The 17,585-nt window shown below is 46.4% G+C and carries 14 protein-coding genes; 5 read left to right on the plus strand and 9 right to left on the minus strand.

Going from position 1 to position 17,585, the window contains the following annotated elements:
* Positions 1 to 47 precede the first annotated feature (47 nt).
* From QUB66_RS09355 to QUB66_RS09365, 3 genes are all read right to left on the minus strand, one after another.
* Positions 48 to 1,517, minus strand: a complete 1,470-nt coding sequence (locus QUB66_RS09355; RefSeq protein WP_332966916.1) for a DUF1802 family protein — start codon at positions 1,515 to 1,517, stop codon at positions 48 to 50.
* A gap of 4 nt (positions 1,518 to 1,521) precedes the next feature.
* Complete coding sequence (locus QUB66_RS09360) at positions 1,522 to 3,036, minus strand: hypothetical protein (RefSeq protein WP_332971228.1); 1,515 nt, start codon at positions 3,034 to 3,036, stop codon at positions 1,522 to 1,524.
* Between the two features lie 447 nt (positions 3,037 to 3,483).
* Positions 3,484 to 4,203 carry a hypothetical protein gene (locus tag QUB66_RS09365; RefSeq protein ID WP_332966918.1) on the minus strand — a complete coding sequence of 240 codons (720 nt, stop codon included), beginning with the start codon at positions 4,201 to 4,203 and terminating at the stop codon, positions 3,484 to 3,486.
* Between the two features lie 135 nt (positions 4,204 to 4,338).
* Between QUB66_RS09365 and QUB66_RS09370 the strand changes: the two genes are divergently transcribed.
* A complete protein-coding gene (locus tag QUB66_RS09370; RefSeq protein WP_332966919.1) occupies positions 4,339 to 5,112 on the plus strand; it encodes a rhodanese-like domain-containing protein in 774 nt (257 codons plus the stop codon).
* A 251-nt stretch (positions 5,113 to 5,363) separates the two neighbouring features.
* On the opposite strand, the gene QUB66_RS09375 is transcribed toward QUB66_RS09370, so the two are convergent.
* From QUB66_RS09375 to gpmI, 4 genes are all read right to left on the minus strand, one after another.
* Positions 5,364 to 5,831, minus strand: coding sequence for a bis(5'-nucleosyl)-tetraphosphatase (locus QUB66_RS09375; protein WP_332966920.1), 468 nt, complete (start codon positions 5,829 to 5,831; stop codon positions 5,364 to 5,366).
* Between the two features lie 92 nt (positions 5,832 to 5,923).
* Positions 5,924 to 6,652 carry a peptidase gene (locus tag QUB66_RS09380; RefSeq protein WP_332966921.1) on the minus strand — a complete coding sequence of 243 codons (729 nt, stop codon included), beginning with the start codon at positions 6,650 to 6,652 and terminating at the stop codon, positions 5,924 to 5,926.
* A gap of 111 nt (positions 6,653 to 6,763) precedes the next feature.
* Entirely contained in the window at positions 6,764 to 7,003 is a 240-nt protein-coding gene (gene secG / locus QUB66_RS09385; protein ID WP_265234170.1) for a preprotein translocase subunit SecG, read from the minus strand.
* Positions 7,004 to 7,790: 787 nt separating this feature from the next.
* Positions 7,791 to 9,392 (minus strand): 2,3-bisphosphoglycerate-independent phosphoglycerate mutase, encoded by a 1,602-nt coding sequence (gene gpmI, locus QUB66_RS09390; RefSeq protein ID WP_265234171.1) that lies wholly within the window; start codon positions 9,390 to 9,392, stop codon positions 7,791 to 7,793.
* Between the two features lie 769 nt (positions 9,393 to 10,161).
* Between gpmI and QUB66_RS09395 the strand changes: the two genes are divergently transcribed.
* From QUB66_RS09395 to QUB66_RS09405, 3 genes are all read left to right on the plus strand, one after another.
* The gene (locus QUB66_RS09395) at positions 10,162 to 11,682 is read left to right on the plus strand and encodes a hypothetical protein (protein ID WP_332966922.1); all 1,521 of its coding nucleotides are present in this window, start codon (positions 10,162 to 10,164) and stop codon (positions 11,680 to 11,682) included.
* Positions 11,683 to 11,901: 219 nt separating this feature from the next.
* Positions 11,902 to 12,654 carry an MORN repeat-containing protein gene (locus tag QUB66_RS09400; RefSeq protein ID WP_265234173.1) on the plus strand — a complete coding sequence of 251 codons (753 nt, stop codon included), beginning with the start codon at positions 11,902 to 11,904 and terminating at the stop codon, positions 12,652 to 12,654.
* Positions 12,655 to 12,756: 102 nt separating this feature from the next.
* Positions 12,757 to 13,473, plus strand: coding sequence for an MORN repeat-containing protein (locus QUB66_RS09405; RefSeq protein WP_332966923.1), 717 nt, complete (start codon positions 12,757 to 12,759; stop codon positions 13,471 to 13,473).
* 108 nt (positions 13,474 to 13,581) lie between these two features.
* Here the strand turns inward: QUB66_RS09405 and QUB66_RS09410 are convergent, their stop codons facing one another.
* A complete protein-coding gene (locus QUB66_RS09410) occupies positions 13,582 to 14,352 on the minus strand; it encodes a Uma2 family endonuclease (protein WP_332966924.1) in 771 nt (256 codons plus the stop codon).
* A 194-nt stretch (positions 14,353 to 14,546) separates the two neighbouring features.
* On the opposite strand from QUB66_RS09410, the gene cax reads away from it, so the two are divergent.
* Entirely contained in the window at positions 14,547 to 15,641 is a 1,095-nt protein-coding gene (gene cax, locus QUB66_RS09415) for a calcium/proton exchanger (RefSeq protein ID WP_332966925.1), read from the plus strand.
* Positions 15,642 to 15,826: 185 nt separating this feature from the next.
* On the opposite strand, the gene QUB66_RS09420 is transcribed toward cax, so the two are convergent.
* Positions 15,827 to 17,515, minus strand: coding sequence for a DUF655 domain-containing protein (locus QUB66_RS09420; protein WP_332966926.1), 1,689 nt, complete (start codon positions 17,513 to 17,515; stop codon positions 15,827 to 15,829).
* Positions 17,516 to 17,585 lie beyond the last annotated feature (70 nt).

Here is a 17,585-nt window from a genome sequence, read left to right on the forward strand (position 1 = left end):
AGTGCGCGATCGCAGCTATCGGGATCATGAATCGCCCTTGACGCATCTCAATCATCTAGCGGCAAATCGCGCAGGAAATAAAAGCGATCGCCCTCCGCATCATTTCCCTTTTCTCGCCGTCCTAAATAACCTGTCAGCGGTGAAGAAAGTTCTATTGTCAAATCACTTACTGATTGATATGTTAGCTTAAAATCAGTAGCAAACTTAGCATTGTATTGAACTTTAATCTCAACAACCGTTGGAAACTCGCTATCTGAATAGCAAAGTTGTTTGACTGCTTGTACGATTTGCGATCGCAATTTAAGATTTTCCCAAACTCCGTCAATGTAAAGATTAACTTTAACATCAGCATCTTCGCCAAACGGTTCTTGCTCTAAACACGGTTTTAAGTCTAATAAATTAACCGATCCTGGATGTTTAGCTTTCAATTCAACAAGTTTTTGCAATGTTTCAGGGCGAATGACATTCATGTGGTTTCCGATAGCCGTTTTGTTAGCGTGTCTATTTAACTGACCAGCGGCCATAATTATCTTAATACAGCAGTTGTATTGTTCCTGAAGATGCTTGTGTCCTAACTTGATAAGTTGGGTTGGCGTTCCATCAGCTACAGTTTCACTTTTGGTAGCTTTGCATTCTCCCACTACCTGATAGGGAGTTTCACAGTAGAAATCTAAGCCGCCAGCGCCCCCGGTTGATTCAGGATCGAGACTGGCTTCTGGTTTCCTGTTAGAATTTCCGAAACCTAGCTTGATAAAACCTTTGCGGACTAATTTTTCAAAGCCATAACCGTCGCTAGAGTTGCCGATTTGTGAAATTGTTTGAATCCAACCTAAATCTGGATCTGGTTGTGTTATTGGTGATTTTTCCGACCAACCGAGAAACATTTTGATTTCTGCGTCTAGTTGTTTTGCCTTTGGGTTGGTGGTGGATAAATGCACTAATGCACTTTGCAACTCTTCCAATTCTGGATGTTCTGGCGGCTCTAGTTTTTCCAGCTTTTGACGGCGTTTGGCAAAGATAGACTCGCTCAACACAGGCGTTGAATCAGTCACAGTTAGGGATTTTGGCAAAGATACAAAATTGCCGCTGGGATGCACTGGCATTTCCAGCGGCTGAGGTAGCAGATAAACGCGAAGATGAGCTAGAAAAATATAACGACGCTGCTGGAGAATTTGCTGTAGCGCCTCTGTTTTCCAGATGGTTAACCGCGATAAAGCTTCTAATGATTCTGGATCGTTTAGTATTTGGCAAAATTCGCACCTAGCCCAAGCTTTTATCAAAACCGTCTCAGAACTTAACTGAGAAAATGAGGTTTTAGCAATTGGTAAAAAACTCGATCGGTAGTATTGCTCATGGGGTAGCAAATTAATCGAGATATTGGCTGGATATAGGGCAAATGACCGACCACGCTCGATGAACACGCGAGGCATGGCTGCAATCACTCGCCCTTCGATTAAGGCTTCCACATCTGGCGCAGGTAACTGCAAAGCCGTATCAACAAAAACAGAATAACTCATCCACTTATTGACCTAATAATTTATCAAGTGCTTCGTCGAGGTTGTTAATTTCCGTTGTATCAGATATGAAGGTACTTTCAGCTATCTCATTTTCATCAACTAACCCATCAGGAATCTGACCCGATGGATCGCTAAGAATTTCACAAATTATATAATTTTCAGTCGCGAGTTTTTTCTGAACAATAAACTCCCGTATTTTCTCTTCGGTTACATCGTACTCTGTGCGAGCTTTGTTGACCAAATAAATGGCTAAGAGAGGCTTGATATCTTCACTTGCAAGCTTGACAAATTCTCCACCTAGTTCTTGAGAAAGAAGTTTATCCAAACACTGTTTTCCTACAGTCTTCGGTTTAACATCTTTAGAACGAACTAAACAACCGCGAGTCATATCAAACTTTTGATACTCAATTAATCGCTTTAATGCGGCACTGACAAACTTTGCCCCAGATTCTTGGACAACTGCTACTACTATCTTGACAGACTTTCCATTTTCTTTGCCTCGAATTCTAAAATCGAGATAACCTTTGTCTACAGCTTTAGTTTGTACCTTTTCAATCTCCTCAACTTGCACTCGTTCCACAGTCTCCCCTTTGACTGCAAGGAAGGCGAAATATAGAGCCTCGGCTAAAATATCGCTATCGTCAAAATATTTTTCGATTGTTTCCTCAAGTGCATTCAGTTCGTTGTTAAAAGCAAGTTCAACTTGATGGAGTGGATCTGCTGCTTTTGGCGGTGGAGTAGGATCGTCAGGTACTTTCCAATTCTTAGCACACTCCTCTAAAACCTTTCTGACAATTAATTTTTCTTTTCCCAGTTCTCTTAATTCACCTTCATGAAAAGGATAAACGGGATAAGGTGGAGTTAAACCTTTACTGTCATAAAATTCTTTGAGCCATTGAGAAACTAGAGTCACTACATCATCAGCATTCAGATACTGTAAATCAAAAATCTTTTCACCCATTCTAGCTGTGACTGACTCAGCCTGGGGTAATGCTCTAATTTGAAATTGCCAAGTTTCATCAAACATAGCTGTCATTAAGACACCTCGTTTAATTTTACCGTACAGGTCTTTTACTAAGAGCGCGACGACCTGCGCCCTGTTGAAACCAGCTTCATTGCGATCTACACTCTCTAACTCATCAAAGCCAATTACTAGAGTTCTGTAATCACCGATTAAGTCTAAAATTTGGCAAACAGTCTGAAATGCTTCGCCTTCTTTATCCTCTTCCGTAGAATTTGGTAAACCCATTGCATCAGCTTGTGCTTGTGCCAAAGCTTTTCCAGACAGCCAGTTGGTTGCAAAGCTCACCTTATCTGAAGCAAGTGTCCACAGAATAGCCTGGATCAAATAAGGATTTTCGATGTTTGACTTCAGTTGAAGCACTTTTTCAGTTAAACGATCGACTAATTTAGGATTTTTAGCTAATGCCCCCGAAAATTGCTTGACTAAATTTTGAGGTATGTGAGTTTTTCCTAATGCCTCATTTATCAAAGCAGTTGCTAATTCTTGCCACTGCATTACGCCTTCGTTACCAATCTGTTTCAGGCTTAAAGACAAAGTGTTTAGAAAGTTAGCGTGGACTCGGTTTAAGTTTCCATAGTCTACGTCGCTCATATAAACAAAGAAAGAACCACCTTCATCCAGAAGGCGGCTGCGAATCCGACTGATTAGGTGGCTTTTTCCTAGACCTTTTTCAGCTTTGATCGTGATGCCACTAACTGTACGATACCCCGCGCGGATTTGCTCTATCGCCTGAAAGATAGCATCAGAGGCATGAGCATTGATAGAAGGAACGTCAGGAAAACTTGGCTTCCAAATATCATTGCTCCTGACTATTAACGATCTGTCAAAAGGGTTTTGACTTGTAATAGCTTTATTGAGGTCGGGGATTGAGGAGTGAAAGTCATTCATCGTTTTGTGCGTGTGTGAAGATAAAGGAGCGAATGCACTACTAACTCAAGTTAATTAGGTTAAACGCTTGACATAGCAGCGCAAACCGTTCACTTTTGTGGTGATAGAATCTTCGATTTTGTCGGGGGCGCTGTCTTCTACACTGCCACCTATAAGTTGGAGAATATCTTGAGCCTGCATTTCCAAAAGCCACTCATTGAACTGAGATCGCCCTACCCTTTCCCCAATTTCTCGCCGCATCCGATAAATCGGCACTAAATCGTCTAAGTTATAATCCCGGTTCAAGCTGTCGTACACATCGATCGCCACAGCCTTAAAATTGTCATAGGATGCGATCGCACTTTCCGCCTTCTTCCCCGCCCCCGCAGCAACACCCGCCGCACCATCCCGATGCCGAATCCACTTCAGCAAAGCATTTCCCAGCCGAGTACCGATTTGAGAACCATCAAACTCAAACAGAGAATCGCGACTTTGCAGGCCATCCGCCAAAACCTCCTTCCCCTTCGCGCTCAACTCCAACCGCGTCACCCGATTTACCAGCGAATACTCAATCGCCCCAGCTTCCTGCAACTCCGCGAGCACTCCCAGATATTTCTGACTCGTCTCATTAGTGCGAACAATCCGCTTAGTCAAATCGCCCTTTTTAACCGGAATTTGACCTGCGCCCAAATCCCACAAATTCAGTAACACTCGAACTTTCGCCTTCGCATCCCAAACCGCTTGCTCTTCGGGTGTCAAAGTTTTAGGCACCGCAATTTCATTGTTCTCAGACATATTCATACCTTCTAATATCTATTGTTAGTATCAAATTTTACCAGAAATTTGGCTGAAAAACATCTAAACTTCTCAGCAAAATAACGCACGAGGCTGCGCACAACATACAGCAAATTTCATTTAAAAATCATTGGATTGACTAAAATTTGCTTATTTGATACAATGACTGGTTGGGCGATCGATCGCACTTCAAAATATCTACAGTCAATAAGATCGATCGTACATTTCAATCAAAACAATCCGCATCCAAGCCAGCCACCGCTTAGCAACCTCAACAAAAATAGCGCTCCCAACCGCAGTCAACCACCAGCAAATCAGCTTAACTGCGACTTTAGTTCAATGCCCGATTCTGTCTTTAGAAAGACGCATTCAACCAAAATATCTCGTTACATTGCAATGGCAATCAAAACATTCAACAACACTTTACCCATGAAAACTATTCCCGACCAAATTGCAGACATCAAAGAAAAACTGCCAGATTTGACTCCCACCCCACCCGGTTTAACAGCCCAAGTATCCAGCCACGACCTCAAAGCCCGCTTAGATTGGGGCGAACCCGGACTCACAATCATCGACGCCCGCGACTTTGAAAGCTTCGACAAAAGCCGCATTACTGGCGCCGTACCGATGCCAATCGACGAATTAGTAGAGCGCGCAAAATCCAGTCTAGAGCCAGTTCGCGACATCTACATCTACGGCGAAACCGACCAACAAACAGCAGAAGCAGCCAATCTTCTCCGCGCAGCCGGCTTTAGAAAAGTCGCCGAACTAAAAGGCGGAATTCCAGCTTGGAAAGCCATCGACGGCCCCATCGACGGCGCTGTAGAACACGGTAATCCCGGCCCCGACGCCTACAACGTTTTCTCTCGCCTGCAACAGCACGCCAAAGCCCAGAAAACCAACAAATAATCTCACAGAATACCTAGATACCCGACTTCTTGAAGATGTCGGGTATTTAACAAAACAATTTTTTTGTAATAAGGACTGGAACCCTCTCTAAAAGCTTGTATTCACTCAGCACTAAAGTCCTTAGTACAAATTTAATGGCGCTCGTATAACCGGACTATTTCTTAACAATCCTGGACGCAAAAAGTGCTTTGACACACTACTTATAGCCTAAGGTGCGGCGCCCTCTACATAAACAGTGCGTCCAAGACTGATTAACACTCATTCCTCGCGTCCAAAAATGCTTTGACTTCCCTTAAAATTTGCCGATTCCCATCAAAAGTAATCAGCTTAACTGCATCCTCAAAGGAAGTCCAAGCCGAATTTTTAACTTCCTCTACTTGCAACTGAACTTCCATTGAATTTACAAAAGCCAAAAAGTAAGTAACAGTCTTTTCAATTGATTCTCCTTCCTTCGCAGAGGAATAATGTTGCACCGAACTAGGCTTCCCTTCCTTAACAAAGGAATAACGTTCCACAAAACTAGGCTCCTCAAGCACTTCACAATCGCGGATGCCAGTTTCCTCATTAAACTCCCGCTTCGCCGTTTCTAGCGCCGATTCCCCCGGATTCGCGTGACCTTTGGGAAACGCCCAATGTCCGGCTTGATGTTGAATCAACAAAAATAAACTATCAGTTTCAGTCGCAAAAACTGGCACAATCCCAAAAGCTTCATCTTTCATCTTTCTTCTCTTTCCTATTAACTATCGTGTGCTTATTATAGTCCGCGAATGTGGACTTCGTGTGTGTAGTCTCGAATTCTATTCGCCCGAAACTACAATTCCCAACCCAACCTAGTCGGCTGTTGATAAACCCGCTTCAAAGTATTAACATCCCTCGCAGAAATAGCCGGAGGATTCCGCACCTGAGAAAAATAAAGCACATCAGTTTCCAGCAAACTGTGGCCCCAAATTCCCAAAGCGTGTCCCAACTCGTGCCGCGCCGTCGCCGGAACATACTTACCCACTTGATTCGGATTCAAATACACCGAAAACCGATGAGATAAAACAGTTTTATCCCCATCCCGACGATTGTACAACTCATAGGTAGATTCCCCAGAGCGCGATCGCAAAACCCCTTGACGCACAGGCGGAACCTGACGTAAAATTCTAATATCAGCCACCTCGGAACTATCCACCACTTCCAAAGGCAAATAAACCCCCCATTCCCTGACAACATCCAAAACAGCCGTTATCCATGCTTGAGACTTATTAGCATCAACCGGATCAACATAAACCTGAATCGGAAACTTCGACCACAGCAAATGACCGACAGTCGGCGGTTTAACCTGGTCAAAATAATCACCGCTATCCGTTGCATCTTGCCAATTGGCCAGCATTGGCGGCAAAGCGTGAACCTGTGCAGCCGGCCAACTATTCGCCAGAGGAGAAAGACTCACCGCCAGAGTATTAACCTGAGTAAAAATTATCAGGCTAAAACAACATAAAGCCAATCCAAAACCGAGCAGCAATCGAGCTTTTATCGTAACTTTCCACAACCGCATTTTTATGACCACAGATACACAAAAACAAACGCAGATAAATTCAGATTATATCAACTTCATCTGCGTTCATCTGCGTTTATCTACCTACATCTGCCGTTAAAAATCCTAATCTTACAACTTAGGAGTCAACCAACCAGCACTCAAAATTACAGTCAAACCCATAAAAACAATACACAAACCCCAAGTAATTCGGTTCAGAGTCGTTTCCGCACTCTTGGCGCTCGTAAACAATTGAGCTTGGCCACCAATCCCTCCAATGCCATCGCCTTTAGGACTGTGTAGCAACACCAAAATCACAAGTCCGAAAGCAGACAAAGACCAGATAACTTGTAACACAGCAACAATATTCATAAACAAACTCGGTAAGTGGGAAACTCAGAGACTTTAGTCCTGAGAGGGAAACTCAGAGACTTTAGTCCTGAGAGGGAAGCGGCTCGGCGATTTCAATCGCGTTGAATCTTTCCATTACCGCCTTGGGATTGGTTGGTTCGGTGTGCTTTTGTACTACACTTTCAACGGGACAGTTACCGTTTCAAATCTCCCAATCCTGTACGCATAATGTTTGGCATTTCTGCCTCTCCCTTGCGGGGGTGATGTTAGCTTCGCCAATGTTATAAGGGCTTGTTGGGCTTGTGACACTGTTCCAGGGACTTTAGAACTGTTTAATCACAAGCGACAGAGCAGAAAACTAGCTTCGCATTCGCTGGTGTCGTGACCTAAATAACGTAGTCAGTTAAGACTTAGGCTGGTCAGAATAGCTTGTTAGATTTCTCTTTCAAGCTCAGTGGCTTTAGCCCTGAGTTCCTGACAATTCGGGGTAATTGGTAATTAGTAATCGGTAATCTATGATTATATCAAATTTGGTCGATCGCACACAACATCACTTATGGACACAGCACTGCCTTTCCGAAAGTGTCAACAATCGCCTGGAAATCTTTGTATATCTCGTTCGCAGCCAAGGCCAGATCCCCCCTAGCCCCCCTTAAGAAGGGGGGAACCGGAGTTTTCTCAAAGTCCCCCTTCTTAAGGGGGATTTAGGGGGATCTAGACTTGGATACAAACCAGAGATACAAAGGTTTTCAGCCTTAACTTGACACCTCTGGGCACGGTGCTGTGTCCCTGCGTGTATCCTGACTTGCTACAGCCGCACCCGCACCGGAGTGCGATTAGCGCGAACTTCAAACTCAGCCGGCTCAATCATAGAACGTCCCGTCATCTCCGGCGGCTGAGGCAACCTCAACAGCTCCAGAATCGTCGGCGCAATATCAGCCAAACAGCCGTCCGCCCTCAGAGGAACCTCAGTTCCATGAGCCGGAATCTTCAGACCTTCGCCCTCTATCAGAATAAACGGCACCGGATTAGTAGTGTGAGCAGTCCAAGGATTCCCATTCTCGTCGAACATCACCTCAGCATTTCCGTGGTCAGCAATAATAATTGCCGTTCCTCCAGCTTTACTAATGCCCGTCAACAGCCGCCCCAAACATTTATCCACAGTTTGAACCGCAATTATCGTCGCATCGATCATCCCCGTATGACCAACCATATCCGGGTTAGCGTAGTTAAGCACCACAAACGAATAAATCCCCTTGGATAAAGCCGCCAGCGCCACATCCGTCACCTCAGCGGCGGACATTTCCGGCGCCTCATCGTAAGTCGCCACCATCGGACTCTGCACCAACTCCCGGTCTTCCCCCTCAAAAGGCTCTTCCAGACCGCCATTAAAAAAATAAGTCACATGAGCGTACTTTTCAGTTTCCGCCGTCCGCAACTGCCGCAAACCGTGCTTAGAAATCACCTCGCCCAGAATATTGTTCAAATTCTGCGGTTCAAAAGCCACGAGTACCGACGACAGTTTTGGGTCGTACTGAGTAAAACTCGCAAACGCCAGTGGCTCAATTAACTGCCGTTCAAACCCATTGAAATCGGGCGCTACAAAGGCCTGAGTCAACTCTCTAGCCCTGTCCGGGCGAAAATTGAAGAAAATCATCCCATCCCCGGATGCCACAGATCCTGGGGTAATCCGAGTCGGAATCGCAAACTCGTCGGTCACTCCTTCAGCATAGGATGCCTGCAACACATTAACTGCCGATCGACCATCAGGTGCGCCCTCAATCGTCATCACCTCGTAAGCCCGCTGCACCCGATCCCAGCGTTTGTCCCTGTCCATCGCGTAATAGCGGCCGCTGATGGTAGCAATCCTACCCACTCCTACCTGTTTGATATAACCTTCAATCTTGCCTAGAGCTTCCACGCCCTCTTTAGGAGTAGTATCGCGGCCGTCTGTAATCGCGTGGATACAAACCTCAGAAATTCCCTGTGCCTTTGCTAGCTTTAGCAAACCCAAAATATGACTCAGATGCGAGTGTACTCCGCCCTCGGAACAAAGACCAGTCAGGTGCAACTTGCCGCCCCGACGGCGCACTTCCTTGCAAAGTTTAACCAGCGCCCGGTTTTCGAGCAAAGAACCATCTTCGACAGCATCCGAGATCCTTACCAACTCTTGAGGAACCACGCGGCCTGCGCCCAGATTTAAGTGACCGACTTCCGAGTTGCCCATTTGCCCGTCTGGAAGCCCTACCGCCCGGCCCGATGTGTGAATCAGAGTTCTGGGATAAGCTGCCCAGAGACTGTCCATCACGGGTGTTTTCGCTAAGGCGATCGCATTTCCGTCTTTTGCTTCACGATAACCCCAGCCGTCTAGAATAATCAGCACTACAGGAGATACAGAGGTTTGTGCCATGCGAATACCTATTTACAATAATTAATTTCTCGATCGTCATGATTTCCGATTTTGCGGAACATCTTCCGCTCATCAGTTTACAGATTTTTGACGCTTCGGCCCAACAATCCCAACCAAAATTCCCTCAGCCGCAGCATTTTGGGAACTAATTTCAAGCTGCTTTGCTGTTTGTTTAATTGATTGCCTTGCCTTGAACTGTGAATCTAAACTCTGAGACTGTTACCCGATCGCATCAACAGCGGGCGGATTTTCACATAGAGTTTAACGGTCTGTGGGTCTTGAAACACTCAAAACGATACCACACTTGGCTGCGTTTTGCTACTGCCTCAAGAAATAAATTCAACTACAAATTGCCTGTTTTGACTCCGATGCTGTTATGCGATCGAGGTGCTGAGAACTCACATCGGGCAAGAATTTCATCAACTTAGTTTTTGGCTGATTTGATTGAGCCTGCACATCACCGCCCCACTGAGCCAACTGCCACCGCAGCGGCCGCAGAAATAATTTGGGCGATCGCGCTCATCCGCTGGAGAATCACTTTTCCTACCATAGAAATGCCTTGATTGATTCAATAATGTCGAAAAGCGCTCGGCATTAAAATCCTAACCGGTTGCGAAAACCCAACGCCCCTCCAATATCAAATCGTCAAGATTAACTTGGCAATTTTCAAGTGATCGCATAACATCGAACAGATAAACTTAAAACGACAACCTGCTTTAATTGTAGAGTCTGGTTGGCGCGGAAATTAAGCATTTAGGGGCGATCGGCAATGCACAAACTTTTATATTTTGCGACTATAGGACTACTAGCTTTCTCGATCGGAGGCTGCGGCGACGGAGGCAGCAACACAGCCAGTCCCAGCCCCAGTCCCAGTACAGCTTCTCCGTCTCCGGCAGCCTCCGGCAGCCCCACCCCAGGAACTCAGACTTTTTCGTCCCCAATCGTCGCGGCCCAGCCACCAGGGTTAATTCGATCGACCAATCCCGACGAACGCGCCAGACAAGCTCAAACAGGCATTGGCGACAACAAGAACCAGGCTAAAAAAACACCCGCTGGTCAGCCCCTATCCCAAGGCCCATTGACACCAGCCAATACCGGTCTGTCAGACCCCTTTGCAGTCCTTCCCCCGATCGCAGTTCAAAACCCAGCCGGAGCTAATGGAATAAGTGCGTCTACAGATCAGTTCCCCAAACTGCCACAGCGACAAGTTGCCCTCCTACCCCAACTGCCAGAATTATCGCCTCCCCAAATATTAGGCGGTACTGATTCTAGTTCATTGCCAGACTTACCAGGAACTCAGCCTCGACTAGGCCGCCGGGGAAGCTTCACCCTACGAGGAGGAGGAGGAGGAGGCACAGGAGCGCAAATTGGCTCGCTACCCCTAATTCCGAGGCTAACGGCTCCTCAGTTAGGTGGCGGTTCGGGAGATACTTCGGCACTGTCAGGCAACGGAGCGCAAATTGGCTCGCCACGCCTAGTTCCAGGGCTAAGTGCTCCTCAGTTAGGTCGCGGTTCGGGAGATGCTTCGGCACCGTCAGGCAGCGGGGCGCAAATTGGCTCGCCGCGTCTAATTCCGGGGCTAACGGCTCCTCAGTTAGGTCGCGGTTCGGGAGATGCTTCTGCAACGTCGGGCAGCGGGGTGCAAATTAGCTCGCCACGCCTAGTTCCAGGGCTAACGGCTCGCCGTACAACATCCCCGCGGCCGCCCCAGCCAATTGCAGCTAGACCCCTAGGAGTGCCGAATCTGCCACCACTGCCAGTAGATAAGCGCCCGCCCCAGTGGAGAAACCTCAATCCCCTTCCCAGAAGAATTACTAGCACTCCTAGCCGTCCAGCACCCCCGCGGCCGCCCCAGCCAATTGCAGCTAGACCCCTAGGAGTGCCGAATCTGCCACCGCTACCAGTAGATAAGCGCCCGCCCCAGTGGGTAGACCCCAATCCGCCTCCGGTCAAGCAAGCGCCGGCAGTTCCTCCACCGCCTTCTACCGACCTCGCTACAGGTACTGAAGTCAGCGGGGTAGTAAAAGTTGGGAACGAGACCCAAGTGATTGTTAGAGTACCGAGTGAACCAACAAGTCGATATGTCAAAGTAGGACAACGACTGTCTAACGGGCAAGTTTTGGTGAAGCGGGTTGATCTTAAGTCAGGAGGAGATCCGATCGTGATTCTGGAAGAAAACGGCGTTGAGGTAGCCAAATCAGTTGGGGAAAAAGCCCCAAGTCGCGATCAAAAACCCGTCAATGCCGTGATTAGCCGTCTGCCAAATGCTAATAAGGTGACGGGGCGCTAAAAATTGACGATCGAGCCGGAAAAATGCTAAAGGCAAAAACTCTTAATTTTTGCCTTTTTGTATCCAGGTCTGATATCCGAGTCTGAAAGTAAACTTAATATAGAGTTAGCGAAGCTCTGAAAAATCACCATTAGGTATGAAAAAATATGGGATATTTCAGCAAGTCTTAGCTTCTCTAAAATCCCTATTACTATCCATTAAAGTCAAAGGAGATTTCCGATGCTCGGTTCAATTCAAAAATTAGGGATGGCGATATTAGTTGCTTCTTGTATCGGCGGCGTCGCTAATCTCTTTAATCCCCAGCCCTCAATGGCTCAACCAAAAGACGAAGCAAAAAAAGAAGAAGGCAAACGCCCTCCCGTCTGCCAAGGCAACCCTCCTACTGGGAGAGTGAAATGTAATTATGAGGGGGCCGACAACTACGAGGGAGACTTCGTGAACGGCTTGCCCGACGGCAGGGGGCTCTATGTATACGCTAATGGCGATCGCTACGAAGGACAGTTTAGGAATGGAGTTCCTAATGGTAGAGGGACATTCATTTTTAAAGATGATGCCCGCTACACAGGCGTGTTCCAAGACGGCACGATGAGATCGGGGACTGTCGTTTTTGCCAACGGCGAGCGCTACGTTGGAGAGTTCGCAGTCGTGATCAACGTGACAACTAAAGTCATTAGTAGTCAACCTGCTGGGCGGGGTCAGTTTTTTTACTCTAACGGCGATCGCTACGAAGGACAATTCTTTGCAGGCTCGCCCTTTGGGCCTGGGGTATTAGTACGCAAAGACGGTACTCGCTGCTCTGGTAGGTTTTTTAATCCAGAACTTGATGCTTCTGTTACCTGCAATTATCCTAACGGCACGCGCTATGAAGGAGAATTGCGAAAGGGACTGCCTCATGGTGTCGGGACGATGATCGATGTTAATGGCAGGCGCTTTCCAGGGGTATTCCGTAACGGCAAACCCGGACTGTCGTAAAGGATAAATTGAGCTGTCAAGGCAAGTTTTGACAGGACATCAGACAAAAGGCAAAGGACAAAGCAAGATAATATCCAGAAACGCATAGGAGAAAATTGATTAATGATTTCCCCTTTTAAAACCAGTGGAATCGCTCTATTAGTTGCATCAGTGTTGGGAATTGGTAGTTACGCGACTTATCCCTTGCCTTCAATGGCGCAAGCAGGAGGAGGAGCTAACAGCGGTCGTTGTGTGCCTGCGATCGCTACGGGTAGAGTTAGGTGCGATTACGACAGTGGCGATAGCTACATCGGAAGCTTCGTTAACGGTTTGCCCAGCGGCACCGGGGTATATGTCTACTCCGGTGGCGATCGCTATGAGGGGCAGTTCCGTATGGGTCAGCCAAACGGTCGAGGACAATTTATATTTAAGGACGATGCCCGCGTCGAGGGTGTCTTCCGAGATGGCAAAGTTAGCTCCGGGACAGCTATTTTTACTAATGGCGATCGCTATATTGGGCCGTTTTCTCTCGATCGAAAGGTGGGTGTGCCAACTGGACAGGGGCAATTCATTTTTGCTAATGGCGATCGATTTGTCGGTCAATTCTTGGGGGGCAAGCCTTTAGGTGCAGGAGTGTTTACCCGCGCCGACGGTACCCGGTGTTCGGGACAGTTCTTTAGTCAAGAACTCGATGCTAGGGGTACTTGTTCGTTTTCTAATGGTATTCGCTACGAGGGAGAGTTGCGGAAGGGATTGCCCCACGGCAAAGGCACAATTATTGATACCCGTGGCAAGCGTTTTCCGGGAGTGTTCCGCGACGGCCAGCGGCTCGAACGATAAATCTGGAATTAATGCGATGGTTAGCAAGTGAGCAACGGCTAAACAAACAGAATACCCACCTCCCCGACTTCTTTAAGAAGTCGGGGATCTCACAGAAAAGCGTTGATCCTAAATAATATCAGGATCGACTCCTAACTCTCGCAACTTCGCCGCCAATCTTTCAGCCCGTTGGCGCTGCTCGTCAGCCCGTTGGCGCTCCACCGCAGCTTGCTGTTCAAGTTCCTGCGATCGAGCTTGTTCTTCTTTAATCAACCCTTCAACTAATGGCGGAAACAGTATTTCATTCACTGACAATATCAGATCGGGAAATACTACAGATACCATTTGTTGCCCCGGCACAAAATCTGTTTGCGTATAAATTTCTTCACCTTCAATAAAGGCTAAAACTCGCACCACTTGCTTGTTAGGTGTCGGGTCAACAATCACATATTCTGGCACGTTAGCTAGTTCGTACTCGGCTCGTTTAATAATATAATCTGCCCGCCGATTTTGACTCACTACCTCTATCACTAACAGCGGCTTTTCTTCAAAATCGAGGATGCCAGCACCTGGTCTAGCAGCAGCTTGTTCCAAAAGAGTTTGAGTGCAAACAACTACATCAGGAATGCGGGATTTATCTTCTTCTGTCCTCACTCCCAAGCTTGTTTTTGCTACTAAATCAAGATTATGTTCAGCTAGATAACGCTGCAATTTGTAAACTAAATATTCGCAAATTTTGATATGTAAAACTGTGGCGGTTGGCATCGGAATTAATTTGCCTTTGTACAGTTCATATTGTAGATCGGAATCAGTTTGATAAAATCGGTATTCTTCAAACGTCAAGGTGGGTGAAGTATCAATTTGCTTTGATTCAACAACTGGCACTACAGATTGAGACATATCTTTTCACCGATGTCGATATAATTCTATTATATTCAATCTGCCTCGATCTGTGTGCATTTGCGGTTAAAAATTCCCAATTATCGATCGCACTCGCCACCAGAATTGTCAGAAAATAGTTGAATAGTGTAAAATCAATTTTGCGATCGCCAATTTAACTCGACCTCACCCTTCAATACACCATCCGATGCGCTATGTCAATCAAAAAAATTCTTTCCATAGCCCTGTTAGTTTTCATCCCCATTTCCATCGCCGCTGAGTATTTGCACTGGGGTTCCCTCACAGTTTTCATCACATCCGCTTTAGGCATTATACCTCTGGCGATTTGGTTGAGCACGGCAACAGAAGAAGTGGCGATCGTCACAGGGCCATCCATAGGCGGCTTATTAAATGCAGTCTTCGGCAATGCTACGGAATTAATTATTGCCATAGTTGCCCTAAGAGCTGGCTTAATTGACATCGTGAAAGCCAGCATCACCGGCACAATTATCAGCAACTTACTCTTAGTTATGGGATTTTCCATGCTGCTAGGAGGAATCCGTTACAAAGAACAAGAATTCAAGCCAATTATCGCGCGGGTGAACGGTTCCACCATGACTCTCGCAGTGATTGCGATTCTGCTGCCGACAATGGTAATTTACACATCCAATGGAGTCGAACCCGCAGCGATTCAGAATCTTTCGTTGATAACTGCGATCGTCCTAATTGCAGTTTACGCGCTAACACTGCTATTTTCCTTAAAAACTCACAGCTATCTTTACGAAGTCAGCTTGCTAGAACTAGAGTCAGAAAATCCTCAAAATGATGAATCCACCGCGCACAAACCGAATTTGTGGCTGTGGATAGGGGTGCTAGTTGCTTCAACTGTTGCCGTTGCTTTTGAATCAGAAATTTTCGTGGGTGTTGTCGAAGAAACTACCAAAGGATTGGGATTGACACCGCTGTTTACAGGGGTTATTTTGTTACCAATTGTGGGCGGCGCGGCCGAATATGTAACTGCGGTGGGAGTTGCGATGAAAAACAATATGGATTTGTCAGTTTCTGTCGCAATGGGTTCGAGTTTGCTAGTTGCTTTGCTGGTAGCGCCGGTGTTGGTGATTATCGGTATAGTGATTCATCAGCCGATGGATTTAAACTTTAATCCGTTTGAGGTGGTTGCGGTTGCCATTGCTGTGACAATCGCTAATCTAATTAGTCTCGACGGACGTTCTAATTGGCTGGAAGGAGTGCTACTTTTAGCAACATATATTGTGTTAGCTGCGGCATTTTACTTTCACCCAGTTACTTGAAGTAATAGACAAGATTGTAGAAGTTATTTGCATCAAATTTTGGGACAGGCTAGAAGCCCATCCCACAAGAAAAAAAATTGTGGGATGGGCATCTTGCCCGTCCTAAAAAATTTTCCCCTAATGTAAAAATCTTGTGGGATGGGCATCTTGCCCGTCCTAGCTATTTTTGCAATCTTTTATAGTGTTTAAAATGCGACTAAATCGCGCCACTTGTCTACTGTTTTGTTTCCGACTCCTGGCAAGTTTTCCACATCCTCCCAAGACTGAAAAGGCTGTTTTTCCCGCGCTGCAATAATTTTCTGGGCTAACTTCGGGCCTACTCCTGGCAAAGTTTCTAATTCTTCCTGAGTGGCGCTATTCAAATTAACTAACTTTTTGCCAGAAATTTGAGATTTAGCATCGGCAGATTTTGATGCTGCTTGCACTGATTCGCACTCTTTTTTTTTCGCGTCAATTCTCTGTTTGATGCGGTGGGGAATTCCCAAGATTGCACCTTTGTACAGCCGATCGAACTCCCGGTCAAAATGGGCCCCAATTACCGGGCTGTCGATCGCCAATAATGTCTCATCATTCCCGTGATTTGCAGCCTCACTCCAGTTGTGAGAGCCTGTAAGCACCGTTTTGCCGTCGATCACACCGAATTTGTGGTGCAGGCGATCGCCCGTTGGTAACAGCGGCACACCCACTGTAGTTAGCGGCTTTCTCCACGGGCGATTGTCAGATTCCAACCGACAATCCTGCATCAAAGTCGCCCCCATCATGTCTAAACCTTCGCTGTAAGGGCGATAAATGAAATTTGAGTCAATCAAAGCTCGCACCGCCACACCGCGCCTAGATTCAAGTTCTAGAGTATTTGACAACCGTTGGGCGGAAAATACAAACAGTGCCAAATTAACCGACTGTTTCGCCTTTGCTAAAGTTTGATTTATCAAACTGTTAACGCTTTTTTCCCAAGGCAAAGTCGCACTCGTTGGTGAAAATTGCACCGCAATAGTTGCATTACCAATTATCACTTTTTGGACTGGGCGAAATGGCTTTTTGATGCCAAATTTGCTGTCCGGTTTACCTCCGGGCCCGTCGCCCCACATAATGTTAAATTCTTGAGTAAATAGTTGCGCTAATTTAGGGCTGGCAATTTGCAGCAAATTGTTGGCATTGCCGCGACTGGCTGCTGTCTTGAAATCGCCGTGGATATCGCTGGTTGTAAAATTAGCCGAAGTTACGATGACTGTTTTGTTATCAATTAATACAAATTTGTGGTGCATTAAACCGCTGCCTTTACTTCCATCAGCAGTATCATCAATTACAGGAATTCCCGCATCCTTGAGAATTACAAAAGCATCATTTTGCTTGATTTCTTCCGGGCTTAATTTGCCGTCTTTATTGGTATCGGCCAGTTGGACAAATTCGTTGTAACGATCGCGCTCTCGATCGGGTAACTTCACTAACTCCTGGGCTGTATAATCGCTCCAAGGACGATTGTACAGATGTTCGACAATTAATCTGACTTTAATTCCCGATCGCGCGCGATCGGCCATTTGTCGCGCAATACCGGGCAAGCGAAACTCTTGAACCGCCACATCTACCGTCGATCCAGCACTGGCTACTGCCTCGGCGACCAACTTTTCTAAATCATCCCCAGGTCTAGTTTGCGCGCGATAAGGCTCCGTATAACTAGAAGTGAGGGACTGATTGAAGTATACTTGCAATAAGGGGTCTTGAGGCAACGGAGCCGGACTGGGAGGTAAATTCTGCACGTCATGCTTGGCTTGTCCGCAGGCCGTCAGGGCGATCGCCAGCAGTCCAGCACAGCAAAAACCTGGTAAATTATCATAAAGTACAGTCACAAAAATTTTAAATTTTATTGAGGTCATCGGTCTATTCACAGTTCAAAGATATTCGATCAAGCAAAGTTAAAACTATTAAATTTATGAAACGGAATAG

Origin of the sequence: Microcoleus sp. A2-C3, from assembly GCF_036706065.1 — a bacterium.
GTDB lineage: Bacteria > Cyanobacteriota > Cyanobacteriia > Cyanobacteriales > Microcoleaceae > Microcoleus.